General features: G+C 38.3%; 21 protein-coding genes. 4 read left to right on the top strand and 17 right to left on the bottom strand.

The genetic code is table 11. From position 1 onward, the window contains the following. The first annotated feature begins 360 nt into the window (after window positions 1–360). Window positions 361–1,293: a glutaminase B gene (glsB, locus tag B6A32_RS04365; protein WP_085301473.1), complete on the top strand. Its 933-nt coding sequence runs from the start codon at window positions 361–363 to the stop codon at window positions 1,291–1,293. Window positions 1,294–1,472: 179 nt separating this feature from the next. Here glsB and B6A32_RS04360 read toward each other — a convergent pair whose 3' ends face one another. Together B6A32_RS04360 and B6A32_RS04355 are read right to left on the bottom strand one after the other, a co-directional pair. Next, a complete protein-coding gene (locus B6A32_RS04360) occupies window positions 1,473–3,113 on the bottom strand; it encodes a M28 family metallopeptidase (protein ID WP_085301472.1) in 1,641 nt (546 codons plus the stop codon). Between the two features lie 50 nt (window positions 3,114–3,163). Beyond that, on the bottom strand, window positions 3,164–3,811 hold the full coding sequence (locus B6A32_RS04355) for a dienelactone hydrolase family protein (RefSeq protein WP_158088446.1): 648 nt from the start codon (window positions 3,809–3,811) through the stop codon (window positions 3,164–3,166). 154 nt (window positions 3,812–3,965) lie between these two features. On the opposite strand from B6A32_RS04355, the gene B6A32_RS04350 reads away from it, so the two are divergent. Together B6A32_RS04350 and ltaE are read left to right on the top strand one after the other, a co-directional pair. After that, window positions 3,966–4,694, top strand: a complete 729-nt coding sequence (locus tag B6A32_RS04350) for a YebC/PmpR family DNA-binding transcriptional regulator (RefSeq protein ID WP_085301470.1) — start codon at window positions 3,966–3,968, stop codon at window positions 4,692–4,694. 152 nt (window positions 4,695–4,846) lie between these two features. After that, window positions 4,847–5,863 (top strand): low-specificity L-threonine aldolase, encoded by a 1,017-nt coding sequence (ltaE, locus tag B6A32_RS04345; RefSeq protein ID WP_085301469.1) that lies wholly within the window; start codon window positions 4,847–4,849, stop codon window positions 5,861–5,863. Window positions 5,864–6,003: 140 nt separating this feature from the next. On the opposite strand, the gene B6A32_RS04340 is transcribed toward ltaE, so the two are convergent. From B6A32_RS04340 to rlmD, 4 genes are read right to left on the bottom strand one after another with little or no spacing between them, the layout of a single operon-like run. Beyond that, a complete protein-coding gene (locus B6A32_RS04340; RefSeq protein WP_085301468.1) occupies window positions 6,004–6,804 on the bottom strand; it encodes an enoyl-CoA hydratase-related protein in 801 nt (266 codons plus the stop codon). 32 nt (window positions 6,805–6,836) lie between these two features. Continuing rightward, the gene (gene mazG, locus B6A32_RS04335; protein WP_085301467.1) at window positions 6,837–7,643 is read right to left on the bottom strand and encodes a nucleoside triphosphate pyrophosphohydrolase; all 807 of its coding nucleotides are present in this window, start codon (window positions 7,641–7,643) and stop codon (window positions 6,837–6,839) included. Window positions 7,644–7,660: 17 nt separating this feature from the next. Beyond that, window positions 7,661–9,862, bottom strand: coding sequence for a GTP diphosphokinase (relA, locus tag B6A32_RS04330; protein WP_085301466.1), 2,202 nt, complete (start codon window positions 9,860–9,862; stop codon window positions 7,661–7,663). A 36-nt stretch (window positions 9,863–9,898) separates the two neighbouring features. Beyond that, window positions 9,899–11,215: a 23S rRNA (uracil(1939)-C(5))-methyltransferase RlmD gene (rlmD, locus tag B6A32_RS04325; protein ID WP_085301465.1), complete on the bottom strand. Its 1,317-nt coding sequence runs from the start codon at window positions 11,213–11,215 to the stop codon at window positions 9,899–9,901. Between the two features lie 21 nt (window positions 11,216–11,236). On the opposite strand from rlmD, the gene barA reads away from it, so the two are divergent. Continuing rightward, a complete protein-coding gene (gene barA, locus B6A32_RS04320) occupies window positions 11,237–14,131 on the top strand; it encodes a two-component sensor histidine kinase BarA (RefSeq protein WP_233131315.1) in 2,895 nt (964 codons plus the stop codon). Window positions 14,132–14,182: 51 nt separating this feature from the next. Here the strand turns inward: barA and B6A32_RS04315 are convergent, their stop codons facing one another. The 11 genes from B6A32_RS04315 to B6A32_RS04265 all read right to left on the bottom strand — a co-directional run bounded on the left by B6A32_RS04315 (window position 14,183) and on the right by B6A32_RS04265 (window position 23,450). Further along, a complete protein-coding gene (locus tag B6A32_RS04315; protein WP_085301464.1) occupies window positions 14,183–14,428 on the bottom strand; it encodes a hypothetical protein in 246 nt (81 codons plus the stop codon). Between the two features lie 300 nt (window positions 14,429–14,728). Beyond that, window positions 14,729–15,109: a holo-ACP synthase gene (gene acpS / locus B6A32_RS04310; RefSeq protein WP_085301463.1), complete on the bottom strand. Its 381-nt coding sequence runs from the start codon at window positions 15,107–15,109 to the stop codon at window positions 14,729–14,731. A gap of 24 nt (window positions 15,110–15,133) precedes the next feature. After that, window positions 15,134–15,871, bottom strand: a complete 738-nt coding sequence (gene pdxJ, locus B6A32_RS04305) for a pyridoxine 5'-phosphate synthase (RefSeq protein ID WP_085301462.1) — start codon at window positions 15,869–15,871, stop codon at window positions 15,134–15,136. Window positions 15,872–15,995: 124 nt separating this feature from the next. After that, window positions 15,996–16,697, bottom strand: a complete 702-nt coding sequence (gene recO / locus B6A32_RS04300; protein ID WP_085301461.1) for a DNA repair protein RecO — start codon at window positions 16,695–16,697, stop codon at window positions 15,996–15,998. 171 nt (window positions 16,698–16,868) lie between these two features. Continuing rightward, complete coding sequence (gene era / locus B6A32_RS04295; RefSeq protein WP_085301460.1) at window positions 16,869–17,780, bottom strand: GTPase Era; 912 nt, start codon at window positions 17,778–17,780, stop codon at window positions 16,869–16,871. Between the two features lie 31 nt (window positions 17,781–17,811). Further along, on the bottom strand, window positions 17,812–18,501 hold the full coding sequence (rnc, locus tag B6A32_RS04290) for a ribonuclease III (protein ID WP_101685883.1): 690 nt from the start codon (window positions 18,499–18,501) through the stop codon (window positions 17,812–17,814). 2 nt (window positions 18,502–18,503) lie between these two features. Beyond that, the gene (lepB, locus tag B6A32_RS04285) at window positions 18,504–19,424 is read right to left on the bottom strand and encodes a signal peptidase I (RefSeq protein WP_085301459.1); all 921 of its coding nucleotides are present in this window, start codon (window positions 19,422–19,424) and stop codon (window positions 18,504–18,506) included. Window positions 19,425–19,545: 121 nt separating this feature from the next. After that, window positions 19,546–21,336 carry a translation elongation factor 4 gene (gene lepA / locus B6A32_RS04280; protein WP_085301458.1) on the bottom strand — a complete coding sequence of 597 codons (1,791 nt, stop codon included), beginning with the start codon at window positions 21,334–21,336 and terminating at the stop codon, window positions 19,546–19,548. Between the two features lie 88 nt (window positions 21,337–21,424). Then, on the bottom strand, window positions 21,425–21,901 hold the full coding sequence (locus tag B6A32_RS04275; RefSeq protein WP_085301457.1) for a SoxR reducing system RseC family protein: 477 nt from the start codon (window positions 21,899–21,901) through the stop codon (window positions 21,425–21,427). Continuing rightward, window positions 21,898–22,860 carry a MucB/RseB C-terminal domain-containing protein gene (locus tag B6A32_RS04270; RefSeq protein ID WP_085301456.1) on the bottom strand — a complete coding sequence of 321 codons (963 nt, stop codon included), beginning with the start codon at window positions 22,858–22,860 and terminating at the stop codon, window positions 21,898–21,900. Before B6A32_RS04270 ends, B6A32_RS04275 begins: the two co-directional genes overlap by 4 nt. Beyond that, the gene (locus B6A32_RS04265; RefSeq protein ID WP_085301455.1) at window positions 22,857–23,450 is read right to left on the bottom strand and encodes a sigma-E factor negative regulatory protein; all 594 of its coding nucleotides are present in this window, start codon (window positions 23,448–23,450) and stop codon (window positions 22,857–22,859) included. Before B6A32_RS04265 ends, B6A32_RS04270 begins: the two co-directional genes overlap by 4 nt. Window positions 23,451–23,476: the final 26 nt, after the last annotated feature.

The raw sequence follows: 23,476 nt of genomic DNA, 5'->3' as shown, positions 1-23,476 counted from the left end.
CAACGAAACCATCTCTTTCTTAATTGAAATAAAACATATCTCAATTAGTCAGTGGGACGTTGAATAACACTAGCGCATTACTCATTTTTATAGCCAGTAACGCTATCATCAGTTTAATGAGTAATGCTGCCTTTCATTAATAACGCAGTTAAGTAAACATCAATAAATTTTTATTTAATTGCGTTGCAACGCTATTCATACCAGCTAAATCCTCATCACTTCAGAATAAATAAAAGAATGTGCGATTCCATTACATGCAACACAGCACTTACAAACCATTGGGTATTGAAGTCTTTTTGTGCATAATGAGGTCCCTACAAGTTTACTTCAGCGCTTATAAAGACAAAACAAGTTCTATTTATGATCAAAGACATTTCTAATTTACAGATAAAGTTACAAACATTACTTGCCGAACAACAGGGTTTTTATACTCAAGGAAAAGTTGCCGACTACATTCCAGCTTTAGCGGAAGTTAGCCCTAAAAAGATGGGGGTTTGTGTAACAACTATTGACGGTAAAACAGCCGGCGCTGGTGATTATCAAGAACCTTTTTCGATACAAAGTATTTCTAAAGTTTTTGCCTTAGTAATGGCAATGAAACGCATTGGCGATGATTTATGGCAACGTGTAAATATGGAACCATCTGGGCAACCCTTTAATTCTATTATTCAATTAGAATGGGAGAAAGGTATTCCTAGAAATCCGGTGATAAACGCTGGTGCTTTATTAGTTGCTGATGTGCTAACTAGCCATTTTTCTGCCAGTAAATTAGCCTTTTTAAGTTTTATGCGAAAATTAGCGCATGACGAGTCAGTGTTTATCGATAATCATGTTTTTCATTCTGAATTGGCTCACGGCAACAGAAACGCGGCATTGGCTTATTTGATGAAAAGTTTTGGTAATATTCAAGCAGAAATACCTGACTTATTAAGCCATTACTTTACCCAATGCTCGGTAGCAATGAGTTGCGAACAGCTAGCAACTAGTTTGCTTTTTCTCGCCAATAAAGGTGTTGACCCACTAACCAATAAAGTTATTTGCAGCCCAAGAGATGCACACCGCGTTAATGCGATATTATCAACCAGCGGCATGTACGACCAATCGGGGCAGTTTGCTTTCTCTATTGGTTTGCCCGCTAAAAGTGGCGTTGGTGGAGGTGTTATTGCCATAGTGCCTAACTATGGTGTTATTTGTACTTGGAGCCCGCCTTTAAATTCATTCGGCAACTCTGTTATCGGTACAAATTTAGTGGCGAGCCTAGCTGAAGAATTGGGCTTATCTATTTACCACTAACACGTTAAACATCCGATTAAATTATAGTTAGCGTGCAGCTTTATGACTTTACATTACTGATAAAAATCGAGGTATTTAAAGGTAATAAGTATTTTAAAAGCTAAAATCAATTGACCTTAAAGTGCTAACTATAGTCTGTTAGCACTTAAACCCTTAATGGCCTGCAGCAATTAACCTACTTACTTTTGATCTTGCATTCTTCGCTTTTTAAAATCAGAATCTGCTTGCCATTTAGGCCAGTCATTACTGTTGGCCAATGTACTGGCAATATCAGCAATAAGTTTTATGTCTTGCTCCATGCCGCCCAACGACCATGAGGCAGAATAGTCATCTTCTTCTTTATGATAACGATGCGCTATATAGTCTGGGTCTGTATCACCTAAACTCATAAACAATAAACTGGGTACACCTTGTTTTGCTAATGAAAAGTGATCAGAGCGAAAAAACAAACCATTTTGCGGTCGAGGGTCCATTTTAACTTCACGCTGTTGTTTCGCAGCAGCATCAGCTAAATAGCCTTCCATTTCTGACATGCCTTTACCGTATTGCAAAATATAATCAACCGCGTCTAACGCGTTCATACCGTCAATATTTAACATGGCGACCATATTTTTAGTCGGAACAATAGTACCTAAAGCAAATAACTCTGAGCCGATCATTCCGGTTTCTTCAGCGGTGAAATTAACAAATAAAATCGAACGCTGAAACGGTTTGATTTGGTGTTGCTTCATCAAAATACGTGCTAGTTCAACCGTTGCAGCACTGCCCGTGGCGTTATCAATTGCGCCATTATATATTTTCAGGCCTTCCGCTGTTTGCTTAGTGCCAAAATGATCCCAATGGGCGCTGATCACAATATATTCATCAGCTCTGCTTTCACCTTTAATCATTGCAACAACATTATTAGATTCAGCATTTTCGATTGCACTTTTTAACGTTAAATTAGCGGTTTGCTGCAAGTTAACCGCTTTAAAGTTTTTATTTAGGGCAAAAAGTTGCATGTCTTCAAGTGATAAACCAGCTGAGGTAAATATTTTATCGGCCACAGCGTGTTGTATCCAGCCCATAACTGGTAGCTTACTGACATTGTTTTCGTTATCTACTAAGCTATATTTACTGCCAGTATTTGAACTTTCAACAACGCTCCAAGGGTATGCTGCTGGCGCTGTTTCGTGAATAATAAAAACGGCCTTCGCACCTTGTCGAGCTGCTTCTTCGTATTTATAAGTCCAACGGCCGTAATATGTCATTGCATTACCGGTGAACAGCGCATTATCTTGGGTTGCAAAGCCGGGATCATTAACCAATACCACGACAGTTTTGCCTTTTACATCAACATTTTCATAGTCATTCCATTGGTATTCTGGTGCGTTAATACCATAACCAACAAATACCACATCAGAATTGGCTAATACAATATCGCCATTAACTTGCTTTGTTCGTGCGGTAAAATCTCGACCGGCAACAAAGCTATGTTCACCAATAACCAACTGCATATTTTGATCAGGTGTAACTTTTGCCATAGGCACTGCTTGATAGAAGCTGTTTTTATTTCCAGGTGCTAGCCCTATTGACTGGTATTGTTTTGCTAAGTATTCAATGGTTAATTTTTCGCCGGCAGTGAGTGGGCCACGGCCTTCAAACTCATCAGATGCTAGCATTTTAATATCTTGGTGGAGGTTCTTTAAGTTAACCTCTACACTACTCGCTGCCTCGGTATTCGCTACCTCAGTATGCGTTATCTCGGTACTCGCTTGTTCGCAAGCACTCAATCCTAGCAAAGCCAAAACAGCGAAGGGAAATACGATTTTAAATTTCATGATTTACTCTATGGTTAATGTCGATACTTTAGGTAATACAGCTTTACAGATTATTTGGCTGCGGTTGAAGTTGATGATTGCTCTGTGATGAACTGGTTATATTTTATTGATAATAAATCAGTTAGCCTTTTAATGTAATGTTGATACGCATTACTATCATAGTTCGGCGATAACGCATTCATAAAACCATGCAACTTTCTGCTTTGTTCAATAGTAATGTTTGGTTTTTTTTGTAAAACGCTGCACATTTCTGCAACCGAGAAATGTTCCTCACTAATAGGTAAAATAAGCCTAGTCTCAATATTCGGTGTTAACTGCATCATATGTCTAATTTGACTACTATAAAAGCAAGTAGCCAACACATTTTGCTTAGCAGTATTTTCTGCACATAACTGCCAAACAGCGCTGCCTCCAACACTAAAACCCACCAGGAAATTGATACCTGATATTTTAGAAAGTTCTGTCTTTAGGTGCTTAACGTAGCCTTGCAAAGTCACTGTTTTTGTAAAGTACTGATAAGCGTCTTGTTCAGAGTTGAACAGCTTAGGTTGCTTTTGATATGGCCCTATTAAGTGGCATTCAACATTAACTGAGTTTTTAAGGTTAAGCACTTGCTCAATATTAGAAGTTATTTGCTGACATAACGCCTTAAATTCTTCTGTACGGCCAAAAATATCGGCAACAAATATAATATTCAAATAATTACTCAAATATGCACGGCTAATAGGTAAATATTTGCATGTTATTATAAAATTTGAAAGCTCAAATGAGCTCAGCACTAGAAATAGCCGACACTACCCGTTAGAATCTAGCGCATAGAAATTTTAATCATTAGCAACGAGACGTATTCAGATGGGCAGAGCATACCAAAACCGTAAATTATCAATGGCCAAAACTGCGGGTCAAAAGACTAAAGTTTATTCAAAGTACGGTAAAGAGATTTACGTATTAGCTAAAAATGGTGGCGTTGACCCCGATAGTAACCTTTCATTGCGTCGTACAATTGAAAAAGCTAAAAAAGATCAAGTGCCAACGCATGTTATTGAAAAAGCAATTGAGAAAGCATCAGGTGTTGGCGGTGAAGATTACGTTGCCTCACGTTACGAAGGTTTTGGCCCTGGTAACTGTATGGTAATTATTGATTGCTTAACCGATAACGGCAATCGTACCATTAAAGATGTTCGTCAATGTTTTACCAAAACTTATTCAAAAATTGGTTCGTCTGGCACCGTTTCTCACATGTTTGATCACCAAGCTGTTTTCGCTTTTAAAGGTGAAGATGACGAAGTTGTACTAGAAAACCTAATGATGGCCGATATCGACGTAACCGATGTTGAACTTGAAGACGGTATTATTACCGTTTATGCACCGCATACTGAGTTTTTTAAACTAAAAACTGAATTTGCAGAAAACATGGCTGATGTTGAGCTTGAAGTAGAAGAAATTACGTGGGTACCACAAACTTATACTGAAATTTCAGGTGAAGATGATTTAGCCAACTTCGAAAAATTCATCAACATGCTTGAAGATTGTGACGACGTACAAAATATTTATCACAATGCTGAGCTTCCAGAAGACTAAGCAAATTATCAATGACTAAAACTAAGGCATCAATATGATGCCTTTTTTATATTAAGAACAAAATGGATTGCGCGTTCATATAAATACGAAGTTTTTTGCTGCTGCACGCCATTAATACTCTGTCTATTTCAAATTAATTAAAAAGGTACACCATGATTGATTTTCGCTCTGACACCGTAACGCGCCCTAGTAAAACAATGCGAACTGCTATGGCAAATGCAGAAGTAGGCGATGACGTATACGGTGATGATCCTACGGTAAACGAACTTGAATCTTGGGCAGCTAAACGTCACGGCTTTGCCAGTGCTATGTTTTGTAGCTCAGGTACACAAGCAAATTTATTAGCCCTAATGGCGCATTGCCAACGTGGTGATGAATACCTTTGTGGCCAACAAGCCCATAATTATATGTTTGAAGGCGGCGGTGCTGCGATACTAGGCTCTATTCAGCCACAACCAATCGCCAATGAAAAAGACGGTGCACTATGTTTTAAGAAGCTGGCGGCCGCTATAAAACCTGATGATGCTCATTTTGCTCGCACTACATTACTCAGCATTGAAAATACCATTAATGGTAAAGTGTTACCTTTAGAGTATATGTCAAAAGCCCGCGCCTTTACTCAGCAACATAACTTAGCATTACATTTAGATGGTGCGCGTGTTTATAATGCGGCCACAGCATTAAATGTAGATATTACAGAGATTTGCCAACATGTAGACTCAATGTCTATTTGTTTATCGAAAGGCCTTGGCGCACCAATAGGCTCAATACTATTAGGCTCAGAAGCGTTAATAAAAAGTGCTAAACGCTGGCGAAAAGTTGTTGGTGGAGGTATGCGCCAAGCAGGCATTATTGCCGCTGCAGCTAAAATAGCTTTAGAACAAAACCCGAAAAAACTAGTATTAGATCACGAAAATGCAAAATATTTGGCTAACGCTCTAAACCAGTTACCTAATGTTTCAGTTAACCTTGAGCACGTTGAAACAAACATGGTTTTTGCTACTTTTGCAGCAGCAGTCGATGTAGTGAGCTTAGTGGAAAAATTAAAGCACCAAGATATATTGCTAACCCCAGGTAATCCTATGCGACTAGTGACACATTTAGATATTGATAAAACTGACATCGATAACTTTATTCGGCAGTTAAGCCACGCTTTAAAAGCAAGTTAAAGAACAACTTAGATAACGCAATAAGTAGCTCATTTTAAGTCATTACAAAACTAATACAGGTTAAAAGCGGCAACTGACTAGCTGTCCCTTTTAAATAATTTTTTAATAGCTTTTAATAGCGTTTAATATGTCTAACTAAGTTATTTAGCCAATTTCTCAATCATGGTATTTACAGCCGTTAAATGTTCAGGGTTGTTATGACACATGCCCTGAAATACGGCGCATATATCAAGAAAGTCGGGTAACTCTGTACGTTGTGCTAATTTCATTAATCGCTTAGTTAACCGTAAGGAAGCAACAGGCTTCACCGCCATTTCATTCGCGAGTTGGTTTACTCTTTCGATTAATTCATCAGGCGCTACAACTTCTAAAACAATACCTATTTCTTTTGCTTCTTGGGCATTAATAACACGCCCGGTAAATGTTAACTCAGCCGCTTTTTGATAACCAATTAAGCGCTGCATAAACCAGGCACCACCGTCACCAGGAATAATCCCTAAGTTGACAAAAGTTTCGCCAAATTTAGCTTTAGTTGAGGCAATTCTAATATCGCACATATTGGCAATATCAAAACCTGCGCCTATAGCTGGTCCGTTTACCGCCGCAATAACAGGCACTTCTAACTTATGTAGCGCTAGAGGTATACGCTGAATACCTTCTCGATAACGTCGCTCAAGTGCTTGTACATCACCAGCAAAGTCGCCAGCACGTTCAGCCATATCTTTAATATTGCCACCTGAAGAAAAAGCAGAGCCATCGCCAGTTATAATCAATACCGCTATTTCAGGTGTTTTATTAATCCATTCAACTGTGTTTACAATATCATCTGCTATTGTCGTACCCGTTAACGCATTTCGCACATCGTGGCGATTAAAAGTTAAGGTAACAACTTTATTATGTAGTGTTATTTTGCTGTCGACTAACTCAGGTACAGAATTCATATTTACCTCAAGGTGTGGGTTGAATAGTGATGCTAATACGATGGTTTTTCAGAAACTTTCACTTGTTGCCAAAATGCTTCAAGTTCATCTAGCGTGTGTTGCTCCATACTTTTATCAGTATTATTTACTTGTGCTTCAACACCATGAAATCGCTTAGTAAATTTGTTATTCGCTTGGCGTAATAATACTTCGGGATCTTGCTTAGCATGGCGACATAAATTAACTACAGCAAACATTAAGTCACCTAACTCTTCTGCCAAAGCGCTATCATCTTGATGCAGCTCTGCCTTGACCTCTAAAACCTCTTCTTCTACTTTCGCAAAAACATCATCAATATTGTGCCAATCAAAACCAACATGTGCACAGCGTTTTTGAATTTTTGCCGCTTGCGATAATGCCGGTAAATTACGTGGAATATCAGCCAAAATACTTAAATTATTATCATTGTTTTTGTCTTGACGTTCTTTAGCTTTCTCATTTTCCCAATTGGCTTTAATTTCAGCATCAGATGTAAAGTCACTACTGGCAAACACATGAGGATGGCGGCGAATTAATTTTTCACAAATGGCGCTTACAACGCTGTCGAAATCAAATCGCTTTTCTTCTGCGCCAAGTTGGCTATAAAACACCACTTGAAACAGTAAATCACCTAGCTCTTTTTCAAGCTCAGTAAAGTCTTCTTGCTCAATGGCATCAACAACCTCGTAAGCTTCTTCAATCGTATGCGGAATAATAGAAGCAAAAGTCTGTTTTAAATCCCATGGACAGCCAGTTTCAGGGTCACGTAACTCTGCCATTATCCAACGAAGTTTATCTATTGAGGGTTTTTCGTTTAACATTATTTTAAATATTCCGCCTATAATCTTTTAACTTCAGTAACATCATCTAACTGTTTAAGTTTTGCTAATAATCGCGTTAAAGCTTCATTGTTAGCAATTTCTACTTTGATGGTCATGCTCATGCTTTGCTTGGCGTTATCAGTGTTACTTTCAATACCAATAATACTGACTCTTTCATTAGAAATAATTGTTGATATATCCCTGAGTAGGCCTTGGCGATCGCCACCGATAATATTAATGCTAACTTGATAACTTTTATTATTACTACCACCCCATTGCACTTCTACTTCACGCTCGGGTTGCTGGTTCAGCGAATTAGCAAGTTGGTCACAATCAACCCTGTGTACAGAAATGCCGCGGCCTTGGGTAATAAAACCGAGTATTTCATCACCTGGCACCGGCTGACAGCATTTAGCCATGTGGGTTAATAAATTGCCGACACCAGAAACTGTAATACCATTACTATCGCCCGTTTGCGTATCAGTTTGTTGTGGCTGACGAATTAAGCTTTGCGGATCAATCTCTACTTCAGGTTTTGATTTTTCATCTTGCTGCTGTAAACAATGAACCACTTGTAACAAACGGGTATTGCCTGAGCCTATTGCTGCAAATAAATCATCATTAGTGGTTAAATTAAAACGCTCTGTTGCTACTGACAAATCAACTTTTGCTAATGACAGTTGTAATTTACCTAACGCGGTTTCTAACATTTCTTTACCGGCAGCGAGGTTTTTATCTCGGTCAAGTAATCGGAAAAAGTGCTGAACTTTTGCCCTAGCGCGCGAAGTATGCAGATACTTTAAACTTGGGTTTAACCAGTCTCGACTTGGGTTTAGGGTTTTACTGCGAAGAATTTCAACTTTATCGCCAGTACGTAATATATGCGTAAAGGGTACAATTCGACCAAATACTTTTGCGCCAATACAACTGTGGCCAACGTTTGAGTGAATATAGTAAGCAAAATCTAACGGTGTAGAACCGCTTGGTAAATCGACTACGTCGCCGCTTGGGGTAAAAACATAAATACGGTCTTCAAACACTTGGCTACGTAACTCGTCAAGTAACTCGCCACTTTCTGAAACATCATCTTGCCACTGTAGAATTTTTCTTAACCAGCTTACTTTTTCGTCAAAACCTGAAGTTTTGCCACTGGCACTACCTTCTTTGTAGCGCCAATGGGCTGCAACGCCCAATTCGGCATCGTCATCCATTTGCTGGGTTCTTATTTGGATCTCTATCGTTTTACCTTCAGGGCCAATAACAACAGTATGAATTGACTGATAACCATTACTTTTTGGTGTCGCGACATAATCATCAAATTCTTTTGATAAATGATTCCAGCTGGTATGTACTAAGCCTAATGCGCCATAACAGCCCTGTAACTCATCAACAACAATACGTACGGCTCGCACGTCAAATAACTGTTCAAAATCCAGTGACTTTTGCTGCATTTTTTTCCAGATGCTGTAAATATGTTTTGGTCGGCCATAAACGCAGCCTTTTATGCCGCTAGACTTCAGCTGTTCTGCAATATTAGCAACAAAGTCAGTCATGTACTGCTCTCTGTCGAGACGTTTTTCATCTAGCTGTTTTGCAATGCTTTTATATACTTTCGGGTGTAAATAGCGAAAAGAAAGATCTTCTAGCTCCCACTTTAACTGACCAATACCTAAACGATTGGCTAAAGGTGCATAAATATTACTGGTTTCTTTCGCAGCAAGCACACGGGTTTCTTCATCACTATTTTTAACTAAACGTAGATGGCACAAACGTTCTGCCAATTTAATAACCACAGCACGAACATCTTCCACCATGGCTAATAACATACGGCGCACATTATCAACTTGGTTAGCACTTACTCGGCTAGATTGTGATTGGTTCAACGCTTTAATTGCTTCCATTTGGCTTACGCCCTTGCAAAGCAAATATATTTTTTTTGAAAAATTTTCTTCTATATATTCTAAGCTAATACAGTTGTATTCATACAAAGGGCAAATAAAGGCGGCACATAATGAATCGGTATCAAGGTTTAAAGCAGACAGTATTTCTACCATCTCTAAAGATTTAGTTTGGCAAGGAGTACTCGCATCAAATAAATCGTTTACTTTCGCATACAATTTTTCTAATGCTGCTTTCTTGTCATTATCTAATTCAAGCGCAACTAGCCACTGTTCAAAACTTGCTTGTGACATTTGATGCGACTTACGTACAGAAACCATGAAACTCCCTACCTGTGATTCAATGTTAGATCCGTTTTATAAGCTAAACATTACCATAGTTTCAACATGCTTTGTTTGCGAAAACATATCCATTAAGGCAATTTTTTCAATTTTATAACCATGTTCAATCAATAACTTTGCATCACGTGCTAAAGAAGCAGGATCGCAACTAACATATAACACTGTTTCGACTTTAAAAGTAAGCAATTGTACTAACGCTTCGTAAGCTCCTGCACGCGCGGGATCAAGCAAAACCTTGGTATATTTTTCTTTTACCCAGGCATGCTGCTGCCAATCACTGTTAAGGTCTGCTTGATAGAAACGACAATTAGTAATGCCATTTTTTAAGGCATTTTCTTCTGCCTTATCTACCATAGTGCTAACACCTTCAATGCCAACAACACGCTTAACTTGCTGAGCAATCGGCAAACTAAAGTTACCTAATCCACAAAACAAATCGAGTACAACGTCATTTTCATTTAATGCTAACCAAGCTTGAGCTTGCGCTATCATCTTTTGATTAACGTGATGGTTTATTTGAATAAAATCTTGCACGGTAAAACCAATATTTAAAGTATCGGTTAGGGCATAATTTAAGGCTAAATCTTCGAGTAATGGCGAAATGCTTTTTCCATCATCAAAATAGACTTGCCATTGGTTGTTACTGGCAAAGTGAGTCCAAACCTTTCTGTCTGCCGCTGTAATGTTAACCAGCTGTCGAATAACAACTACATTAACGTTAGCTGAAATCACTTCAATGTGCCCAACCGCATTTTTTCCTGAGAGTTTAGGCAAGGTTTTCTTTAACTCGGCAAAAACATGGTCAAAATCATTAACAAGAACAGCGCATGATTTAATTTCTGTTAAATGGTTACTTTCACGTTGGCGAAAACCAATAATAGGTTCGCCTCGTTTATTATATTGCACCCCTATTCTTGCTTTACGGCGATAATGCCATGGCTCACTCACAATAGGTGCTTGCCATGGTAAGTTTTGTTCGAGTGCTTGACGAGAAAACAACTGTGTTATTTTATCTTGCTTATACACCAGCTGTTGCTGGTAAACCATATGCTGTAAATTACACCCGCCGCACTGGAAAAAATGCCGGCACTTAACCTCGGTTCGATCATCACTCGCCGAAACAACCTTGAGCAGCTTAGCTTTGGCGAATTTACTTTTTTGCTCAAATACTTTTACTTCAACCGTTTCATTCACCAATACACCATCAATAAAAACCGGTTTTTTGTTATGAAATGCAACACCACAACCTTGATGATCTAAATGGCTTACTTTCAACGTTAAGTTTGGTTGAGCTGTTACTTTTTTGGGGCTTGCTTTAAAAAAATTTGCCATAGTTATCTTAGTTTGCGAACAATGAGAAGCATAAATTACCCATTTGCTGTTATAGTAAACGATTATCTATTTGGTATTGATCTTAATTGTGCCATTATAGCGTTATTAACCCGAAAATTTCACACTAAAGTTCAGCAAAAAATGCATAAAATAAGCCTGAAAGAGTGGGTAATTTTACTTACCATCTTTCCGACAGTCATACTCAGTTTAATTATTGCCGGCTATCTGTCTTATAGCCGCTATAGCGAACTCGACCAGTTTATTTACCAACGTGCTACCAGTATTATTTCTCCGCTAGCTATTAGTAGTGCTGAACCGTTAAGAGAGAAAAAAAGAGATGACTTAAGGACCTTAATCGGCTTTAGTCATCGCAGTCAGTCAGACATTATCAAAAGTATTGCGATATTTACTAAAGACAATCAAGTTTTTGTCACGAGTGCGTATCATGGCGATACGCATACTTTACGCATAAGACCAGGGCAAGGTTTACCCAAACGCATACAGTTTGATGAACAAGGTAATTACCTTATCTTTCGTGCGCCTATTATTGACGAATTTTCAACTGAAAACTCAGCGATTACATCTGATATGAATATTGTCGGTTATATTGCACTTCAAATTGACACAAGTACCATTAAGTATGCTCAACAACAGCTACTTATAACGGTATTTTTTATTTTACTCGTTGGTTTTATTATCAGTGCTCTTTTTGCCTTTAAACTGGTTAACAGCGTTACTCGGCCAATATCTTCAATGGTGTTAGCTATAGATCGTATTAGAGAAGGCAAAATCGAGAGCCGCATTAGTGGTCAACTTGTTGGCGAGCTAAACTTTTTAAAAAATGGTGTTAATGCCATGGCGCAATCTCTTGGCGATTACCAAGACGAGATGCAACGCAGTATTGATCAAACCACTATCGACTTACGAGAAAGTTTAGAGCAGTTTGAAATTCAAAACGTTGAGTTAGATATTGCCAAGCGCAAGGCACAAGATGCCAATAAGGTTAAATCTGAATTCTTAGCCAATATGAGCCACGAGTTGCGTACGCCACTTAATGGCGTTATTGGTTTTACACGCCAAGTTTTAAAAACGCCATTAAGCGATACACAACGTGATCATCTGCAAACGATAGAGCGCTCTGCCGCGAGTTTACTTTCTATTATTAATGATATTTTAGATTTCTCTAAGCTTGATGCTGGCAAAATGATTATTGAAAACATTCCGTTCTCAATCCGTGAGTCTGTTGAAGAAACACTTACCTTACTCGCGCCGAGTGCCCATAAAAAGAATATAGAACTCTCATTGCGCGTGAGTCCACAAATTCCAGACTCACTTATTGGCGACGCTATGCGTATAAAGCAAGTCATGGTTAACCTAGCCAGTAACGCAATTAAGTTTACTGATAAAGGCGCGGTTGATATTAACCTTGAAGGAAATGTTACTGAAAATAATCTCTATAAAATCAGAGTTACAGTACAAGATACGGGTATTGGTATTCCTGGAGCGCAACAAAATTCAATTTTTGAAGCTTTTGGTCAAGGTGATAAAAGCGTTACGCGAATTTATGGCGGAACGGGGTTAGGTTTAGTTATATCACAACGTTTAGTGTCAGAAATGCAGGGGAATATTGGTTTTGAGAGTATGGAAAGTGAAGGCTCTACCTTTTGGTTTACCTTTCAGTGTGAATTAAACACGATACCAACTATACAAGTATCAGCGCCTGAATGCTTAATTGGAAAATCAATACTTTATTACGAACCGCATGCCGCAAGCCGTTTAGCTACCAGCGAAATATTAGCAAGTTGGCAGATGCAAACAACAGCGGTTCAATTACGTAGCGATTTAGACGAAATTCTTCAGGATAAAGCCGCATTAGCTTCTTTTGACTTCGCATTAATAGGCCATGATGTTACGCCTGTAGCCCTTAATGAAGCAAAAAAATTACTCTTTACGCTCAAAGATATTATCCCATCAGTGCATCTTGCGATTAATAGTAATTCACCTAGTTTACATGAAGCGTTAATTTCAAGTGGCGCTAAAACTTGTATTAGTAAACCCATTACAGTTCAACGCCTGAGTAAAACACTGGTGCCTTCAGCAACAATACAAGGTGGCCATATTATTGAAGTATCAGACCAAAAAGTACCGATCAAAGTACTCGCCGTAGATGATAACGAGGCCAACTTAAAATTAATAAAAGAATTACTTCTCGAACAAGTCGTTGATGTTAGTACAGCAGTAAACGGTGCTGAGGCTGTTGCTCTTTGCCAAAATGAAAGGTTTGATCTCATTTTTATGGACATACAAATGCCTGTGCTTGATGGCATTTCTGCATTAGGTATTATTCGTCAACAAACACTTAATGAGCAAACGCCTATAATTGCTGTAACAGCGCATGTTTTTGGTGAAGAAAAAGATAAAATCCTCAGTAATGGCTTTAATTCATTTATTACCAAACCCATAGATGAAGCTATGTTACATCATAGTATTTATGAATACTGTGATTCAACTCAACTAGCCAGTTCTCCAAAGCTAGAGTTACCGCTTATCGAAACTATTGCGAGTAATAGGCCCCAAATTATAGACTGGAAATTAGCGCTGCAACGCGCTGGTCAAAAGCAAATGTTAGCTAAAGATATGTTTGTTGGTTTGGTAAATAGCTTACCTGAAAGTAAAGTTAATATATCTGAAGCACTTATATCTCAAGATATAGAACAACTGAAGGTACTCATCCATAAACTTAATGGCGCGTGCTGCTACTCTGGCGTGCCGAGTTTAGGAAAAGTAACCCATGAACTTGAAACAGAATTAAAACGAGGGATTGGCTTAGATGATTTACAGCCAGAATTTTTTGAGTTTTTTGAACAAATAGATTTAGTGCTAGAAGATGCTGAAGAGTTTATCAAAAAGATTTAAAGAACCAGAAATATTCAACGGAAATATTCAACGGAAATATTCAACTAAACCTTATCGAACTTTAATATCTGGTGAAGTATTAATATCGCCATCTTCAGTAATAACAGCAATACCGGAATTGCACATGAGTACCGCTAAACTATGCCCTTCATTATTGCGAACAAAACATAATTCGTAACCAAATTTTCCAAGGCTGCTCGCGGAAAACTTTTGCGCTAACGAGAGTTTATACCACCATACTGATTGCTCAGGGGGCTCTTCTCGTCTATCAACGATTGGGTATTTTTCCGTTTCCATTTCAACTCCTGAATCAACAGCAACAATTCAAAAAATCAATCAGCGTAATTCAAGTATAGAACATATATGTTTACAAAGACTAAATTTATTATTAAATAACCTGAACGCTGGATAAGCAGCACTTGCTCAATGCTCCCTTTGAAGCATTGATGATGTCTATTCGTGATGTTCACCCTGCTATAGCATTTACTTTACCACTTAAGCTTTTAAGCTTTTGGTTCACTTGAGTATCAAGTACTCATTATCCAGTGTTCAGGTTAACTAGAGTAAATACTTTTATAAGAGGCTTATTTTTAAAAGCTATTTTGATAAAACAACGAAAGCAGTAGCATATTTAACTTCATCTGAAAGTGATATATGCCAAGAAGTAGCAGCTAACTCATTCGCTAACGTTAGCGCCTGTGAAGTAAGTTCGAGAGTAGGTTGGCCTGATGCTAAAGATACTATTTCAATATGTTGAAATGAAACACCATTGGCAATTCCAGTCCCTAATGCTTTAGCTACCGCTTCTTTGCCAGCCCAACGTTTAGCAAGAAAACGTTCAGGCTGTTTGAGAGTTAAATAATGTTGAAACTCTTTTTTCGTTAAAATTCGATTTGCCAGACGCTGCTGAGCATTGCTAGACATTTTAGCAATACGGCGAATATCAACAATATCGTTACCAATTCCAACTACTGACAAATTATAACCCTCTATGGTGCCAATTTAAGCTAAACCGCGTGCTTCAAGCATTAGGCGCTTCATATCGCGTATTGCTTTATCTAAACCATCGATAACCGCACGGGCGATAATGGCATGGCCAATATTCAGCTCTATTATTTCAGGAATAGCTGCAATAGGTTTTACATTAAAGTAATTAAGACCATGGCCAGCATTCACTTTTAAGCCTAAACCATGGGCATATTCTATACCTTCGATTAGACGTTCCAGCTCTAGCTTTTGTTCTTGCTCAGTTACTGCTTCTGCATATTGCCCGGTATGAATTTCAATATAAGTCGCTTTACTCAATAGTGCCGCGTCAATTTGCTTTTTATCGGCATCAATAAATAAACTTGTTTGAATACCTGAGTCAGCCAAACGTGCTACCGCAGCATTAATTTTATCTTGTTGACCTGCAACGTCTAAGCCACCTTCAGTGGTTAACTCTTCGCGTTTTTCAGGCACTAAGCAACAAAAAACAGGTTTTACATCGCAGGCAATATCTAACATTTCATCGGTAACGGCCATTTCAAAATTCATGCGAGTATGCAAAGTCTGTTTTAATACATAAATATCTCTGTCTTGAATATGGCGACGGTCTTCACGTAAATGTACCGTAATGCCATCAGCACCAGCATGCTCAGCAACCGAAGCCGCATAAACAGGATCAGGATAGTTTGTGCCACGGGCTTGTCGTAAGGTGGCTATGTGGTCTACGTTTACGCCTAATAAAATATCATTCATGCTTAATCTCTTCTTAATATTCTGAATTCGGTTCTGATTACTTTTCTAAAAACTGCTCTAAAAACTAAACTGCTTTATGCTGCTGATATTAATTAGTATTTTAAAAGCACTTTGCGCTTTATATCTACATATTCAGGTTTGTAATTTTTTTACTAAATAGTTTTCGACTATTTAAAGGTACACCATTGAGCAAGTGATTTATAACTTGCCTCATTAAGGCTTTAAATGTACTGAGTATTTCAGGTGACGACAAGTCGTTTTGAGCAATAGCGATTAAATGCTCACGGTTATAACAGGTTTGTTTTAAAGCGGTATAAGCGGGTATAAAACCTTCGTCGGGTAAATAATAAAAACCTTGAGCGCTTTGTTCAAATACTAACGAAAAATCAAATGAAACACCTAATTCTTCCATTAGCGTTAACTCAAACTCTCGCAAACAAACTTCAATATTGCTGGTTTGGGCTAAAGTCTGAAGACTCGTTTGATATTGCTGAAATAGATCGCCGCAAGCAATATTATCGCCCAGTAATTTCACTAATAATTCATTGATATAAAATGCGCTAAATAAGGCATTTTGCTTTAACAAGTATGACTTGCCAATCGGCTCTACACGGAGCAAATTTTTAAGGCTACTCTGCCCTTTTAAGGTTATGCTAATCGGTAAAAATGGCTGTAGCAAGGCTTTACGACTAGATTTAGCAGAGTGCCCAATATAACTTAATGCTGCCAGCTTACCGTCATGCTCAGTCAATAAATCAACCAATAACTGGTTTTCTCGATATGGCCGAGTATGAAGTACAAAAGCTGATTGGGTAATTTCTTGCATTAGTATCTGCTATCTAAGTTGGTTCAAGGCTATCGAACTATTTACTCAGTGAGAATATGGAAGTTGAACACAAAAGTTGCTTCGTTGATGATCAGATCTAAGCAACTCTAATGTTCTGAGATAATAAAAACTATTAATCTATGCTATCGAACTTAGGTTAGTCTCTGACAACTAACCTGAATAATCATCACCGTAACCTAAACTTCTTAACGCTCGTTCGTCATCTGCCCAGCCTGATTTGACTTTAACCCACGTTTCTAAAAAAACTTTACGTTCAAATAAGTTTTCCATATCGCGTCTTGATTCTTGGCCAATAACTTTTAATTTTTCGCCTTTATTACCAATAACCATGCGTTTTTGGGTTGCTCTCTCAACTAAGATTAAGGCGTTAATATGCAAAACACCTTTATCATCAATCTTAAACTGTTCTATTTCAACAGTAGTTGAGTAAGGTAACTCATCACCTGTAAAGCGGATCAGTTTCTCGCGAACAATCTCTGATGCCATAAAACGACTTGAACGGTCGGTAATATAATCTTCTGGGAACCAGAAATCGCCTTCAGGTAGTGCTTTAAAACAAATATCTTTAATTGCAGCAACGTTGTCACCTTTACTGGCGGAAATAGGCACAATATCGGCAAAATCATGCAAAGCACCTAACTTTTGTAAATGTGGCAGCAAAGTGTCTCTATCTTGAATATTGTCAATTTTGTTCACCACTAAAACACATGGCGCACCACTGTTTTTAATTTTAGTGAGTACCATTTCATCGTCTGTAGTCCAATGCGTCCCCTCAACTAAAAATACCACGGTTTCAACTTCAGCTAACGTACTGCTTGCTGCACGGTTCATTAAACGGTTAATGGCTCGTTTTTCTTCTGAGTGAAGTCCAGGAGTATCAACTAATACAGCTTGGTTATTACCTTCAGTTAATATACCTAGTATACGATGGCGTGTCGTTTGCGGTTTACGCGAGGTAATACTTACCTTTTGACCAAGCAAAGTATTAAGTAATGTAGATTTACCAACATTTGGTCGACCAACGATAGCGATAAGACCGCAATGGGTTTGTTCTGTAGTCATAATTAAATTATCAACTTTATTGTCAAAAAAGCTATTTAGCTTTTTCGATTAATGTAAGCACTTGCAAAGCCGCTGATTGCTCAGCTTTACGACGGCTAGTGCCTTTTGTAATTACTTCATTTTCAAGCACACTGGTTGTGCAACGAACCGTGAATTGCTGATTATGCGATTGCCCAGTGGTATTAATTACATCATATTGTGGCAATGGAATTTTTCGCCCTTGCAAGTATTCTTGCAAACGCGTTTTTGGGTCTTTTTGCTCATTACCTGGTTTTATATCGGCTAATCGCTTCTCAAACCAACTTAAAATAAGTGCTTGGCAGGTTGGTAAGTCTGAATCTAAATAAACAGCTCCAAGGATAGCTTCAATTGCATCTTCAAGAATAGAGTCTCTACGATGACCACCACTTTTAAGTTCGCCTGGACCTAAGATTAAATACTGTCCTAAATCGAAGGAGCGACCCACTTCTGCTAAGGTTACGCCTTTTACCAAGCTTGAGCGCATACGTGTTAAATCGCCTTCAGCTTGTTTTGGAAATTTTTGATACAGAGATTCAGCAATAACAAAACCTAAAATTGAGTCACCTAAGAACTCTAAGCGCTCATTGTGAGCACCTTTAGCACTTCGGTGCGTTAACGCTTGCACCAATAAGTTAGGCTCTTTGAAAGTATAGCCAATTTTTTTTGATAGCCGCGCAATCGCGGTAGGATTAAGTAACACAGCTATTCAATTCCGCCGATTCGAGAAAAACGCACATTGGTTGGTATCCAACTTGGTAAAAAGCTGTCTGTTGAACGCTCGAAATCAAAGCTCATCCAGATAGCAACAGCCTCTCCGACTAGGTTTTCTTCAGGTACAAAGCCCCAAAATCGTCCATCTAAGCTATTATCACGATTATCACCCATAACAAAGTATTGCCCTTTAGGAACAACAAATTCATTATTTTGAGTGCCACCTTGTCTAAAATAGTGTTGAACGCGCGGTAAAATTTGCTCATTAACTAATAAGTCATGCGTTTTCTCACCCATGGTTGAGGTGTAACGTGATAACGGCATGCCTTGGTCGTTATAATCAGTTTTATTTTTAAAGGTTTGTTCTACTTGTTCAAAGTCAGGACATTTATCATCTGACACTGTACATGCAGGCTTAATGTATAAAATTTTATTTTTATAAATTACCCTATCACCCGGTAAGCCTACTACGCGCTTAATATAATCAATTTGTGGGTTTTGTGGGTATTTAAATACCACAACATCGCCACGCTCAGGCAAACCTACTTCAACAAACTTATTACGTGCCACAGGATCGCGTAAACCGTAGTTAAATTTATTGACCAAAATAAAGTCACCATCAAGCAAGGTTGGCATCATAGAACCAGACGGAATTTGGAATGGCTCGTAAATAAATGAACGTAGTATTAAAACAAAGGCAATAACAGGAAATATTTGTACTGGCGTATCAATAAAAGCAGGTGCTTCTACGATTTTTCTTACAACATCATCACTTAATTCGCCATCACATTGTGCTTGTGTTGCTGCTAATTTAAGCTGCCTTTGCGGTGCTAAATAAAACTTATCCGCAAGCCATACAATACCAGTAACTACGGTAACAATGACTAGAAAAATTGAAAAGTAAACTGCCATATTATTCCTATTTATTCGTTCTTCACTAAGATCAAACTGATGAGTAAATGACTTACTTGGTTACTTTTAAACACTGTAAAGTAGCAAAAAAGTCATGTTAGTAAGTCACCGGTTTGATTAATTATTTATCCAGTTTAAGTACAGCTAAAAACGCTTCTTGAGGTACTTCAACATTACCTACTTGCTTCATGCGTTTCTTACCATCTTTTTGTTTTTGTAATAATTTTTTCTTACGCGAGATATCACCACCGTAACATTTTGCGGTTACGTTTTTACGCAATTGCTTAACGGTTGTACGCGCGATAACATTGTTACCAATAGTCGCTTGAATAGCGATATCAAACATTTGTCGATGAATTAATTCTTTTAGCTTCTCAACTAACATACGACCGCGAGGAACTGAATTCGCGCGATGCGTGATCATAGCTAAGGCATCAACTCTATCACCGTTAATCATGACATCAACACGCACCATGTCAGCGGCTTGGAAACGTACGAAATGATAATCTAATGAAGCGTATCCGCGACTGGTTGATTTTAACTTATCAAAAAAGTCCATGACTACTTCAGCCATTGGTAATTCATAAGTTACCGCAACTTGATTGCCGTGATAAATAATGTCTTTTTGTACCCCACGTTTTTCAATACATAAAGTAATAACATTACCTAAATGTTCTTGTGGCACTAAAATATTCGCTTGTACAATTGGCTCACGTATTTCATCAATATTATTTGTTGCTGGCATGTCGCTTGGGTTATCAATAGAGATAACGTCACCATTAGTACAGGCTATTTCATAATTTACTGTAGGCGCAGTGGTGATTAAGTCAAGGTCATATTCACGAGCTAGTCGCTCTTGAATAATTTCCATGTGCAGCATACCCAGGAAGCCGATTCGGAAACCAAAACCAAGCGCTGATGAATTTTCAGGTTCAAAAAATAACGAGGCATCGTTCAAACTTAATTTATTCAAAGCATCACGAAAATTTTCATAATCGTCAGAGCTTATTGGGAAAATACCTGCGTACACTTGCGGTTGAACGCGTTTAAATCCAGGTAAAGCTTTATCAGCTTCTTTTTTAAGAATAGTGATAGTGTCACCTACAGGTGCACCATGTATTTCTTTAATACCGGCAATGATAAAGCCAACTTCACCCGCTTTTAAGATACCAGTATCGGTTTGCTTAGGTGTAAAAATACCTACTTTGTCGATAATATGGTTTTGTCCTGTCGACATAACCACCATTTTATCGCCTTTTTTAACCTGGCCATTCATGATTCTTACTAAAGACACTACCCCTTGGTAATTATCGAACCATGAGTCGATAATAAGCGCTTGAAGTGGTGCGTCTGAATCACCTACCGGCGGTGGTATATTTTCGACTATAGTTTCTAATACATCTTCAATACCTAAACCTGTTTTCGCTGAACAAGTCACAGCACCCGTTGCATCAATACCAATAATGTCTTCAATTTCTTCACTAACGCGCTCAGGATCGGCTTGTGGTAAATCAATTTTATTTAGGATTGGAATAACTTCTAATTCCATTTCGATGGCGGTATAACAATTCGCTACCGTTTGCGCTTCAACACCTTGACCGGCATCTACAACTAATAGCGCACCTTCACAAGAGGCTAAAGAGCGTGATACTTCATAAGAAAAATCAACATGGCCGGGCGTATCGATAAAGTTAAGTTGGTAAGTTTCACCATCCTTCGCTTTATAGTCTAGTGTTACACTTTGCGCTTTAATGGTAATACCACGCTCGCGCTCAATATCCATAGAATCAAGTACTTGAGCTGCCATTTCACGTTGTTGTAGACCACCACAATGTTGTATTAGGCGATCTGATAGCGTTGATTTACCGTGATCAATATGGGCGATAATAGAAAAATTTCGAATATGTTTCATAAATGGGAAGTCAAATAAGCTTGTAGTTAATTCAATTATGGCGAGATTTTAACGAATTTAGCGCGTTGGGGCTATCTTTTGTTGCGAATCAATCAGTGATTTCTGTAATCGCGATGTTTTGAGGTTCTTTACGGATTATTTTTGGTGCTAGTTTTGCGCAGGTAGCACTTTTTATTTGTTGCTTTTTAGCTAATAAAAATCCGCTATAACCACCAATAAAGCCAAAAATAATAGCGAAAATTTCATGAGGTAAAATGGCGTTGTTTACTAACCACTGGCCAAACCAAGACGATATTATTAAGCCTAACAGTGGCCATAAATAAACTTGCCAAGCTGATTGTAATAAAGCACTTTCATTCAAACCTAAAATAACATGGTCACCCAATGCGAGTGCTAAGGGTGACTTTATCGTTAAAGTTAGTTTTTTTTGTGGAAATGCTTTCGCTACCTGGCCACTGCCGCAGTTATCAACTTGCTGACAACCACCACAAGCTGATTTGATTAAACTAGTGACAGTAACGTTATCATTATCGATGGCGACTACTGTCGCCTTTTCTTCAATCATGGCAGTTCTTTAGGCGTGAAAATAACAGAGTCAGCAATCGCTTTTGCCGTTTTGGCTGGAATTTTACCCACTACGCTTACTTCAAAACCGTTAATAACTTGGTTTAATACAACGGTTGCGCCGTCCATAACGTAATCGGTTGCTCTTTGTCTTTCTTCTGACTGGTTAACATAAACTGAAACATCAACTAAGCCATCATTAAAAAGCATAAACTCAACAGGCTTTTTAGTCGAAGACATACGATGACGGTTCGCATTTAATCGCGTGAAGCCCTCAGGTAACCACTTCACTTGCCACTGAAGCACTTGTTCTTGATAACCGTCTGGTATTTCAATCACAGCAGGCAAGGCGGTTTGCTGAAGTTGCATTAAGCTTTCGCTTAAATCATCGGTAATATCTAAATGCGTAAATTGAATTTGTTCCAGTAATTGCCCAGTACGGTTTGCTAAGGCCAATTTCAATAACATACCGGTTTTTTGATCTAACCAAAGCCAATGACCATATCGATAAACGTCTTTAGAAACAATACGAATTAATTGAGCTGGTCGCCCTAAAACACGGCTACGCCCTACAGAAATAAAGTCATAAGTTTTGGCCAGTTGTGTAACACCTTCACGTAAAACAGCTGGAATAGGACCCGCTATTTGTTGTGAAGATACTGAGTATGGAGGTGCTTCAGGTTCAATATAACTTACCGTATTGTGCTTACGTAATACATCTCGTCGAGGGCCATTTAATAAAGACAATATTTCTAATTCGTTGCCACTTTCATCAACACCATGAAACCAATGATAAGGCTCAGCTTGATTATTTTTAACAACAACAAATGAAGTACTAAAGTTTAGCGTTTGTAAGGATTGTGCAAGGCGTTCAAGCCAAGGTTCTGCTTGTTCATTTTCATTGGCTGCTACTGATGTGCTAATGGTGACCAATAGCAGCAGACTTGATATTAATTTCATTTAGCTGATTCTGCAGCCTTATCTTGTTCAGTTGTTGAGTTTACATCAACTGAGCTTAATTTAACTTGTTGATGATGATCAGACAATAACGCTTGAAAACGTCTTTGCTGTTCAATAAACGCTTGTTTTTCACTTGTACGACTGGTTTGTTGGAAGTTTAAACTTACCGGTTCTGCAACGCCACCAAATGGCATGGTTTTTACAACTTGAGTCTCTGGTAATAAAACATCGTTGTCTGCTGAGTTTTGCTGAACTCCCATAACCATAAGACCTGCCGCAGAAGCAGCAATGGCCATTTGACCAAAAGGCTTAGCAAACTGTACAACTTTTGCCTTTAATTTATCAACGACATTATTATTTGCACGAGGTGCTAAAATTGTTGGTTCGTCAGCAATAGCGGAAGCTATAGTTGAAGAGAGATCAAGATTAATAACATCAGAAGTATCACCGCGCATAACATCACCCATTAAATGGTAGCGCTGCCAGGTTGCTGACAAGTGTGAGTCGTTGAGTATTTCATCAAACAATTCATCTGTTTGCTGATAATTATCAACAACCGACGATACATTCTCAAACTTATTTTCACTCATAAATATACCTTAAAATCTAATACTTC

This window comes from Colwellia polaris, assembly GCF_002104515.1.
GTDB classification, from domain to species: domain Bacteria; phylum Pseudomonadota; class Gammaproteobacteria; order Enterobacterales; family Alteromonadaceae; genus Cognaticolwellia; species Cognaticolwellia polaris.
Note: the sequence above shows the minus strand (reverse complement) of the source record. Positions and strands in the feature narration are given on the sequence as shown.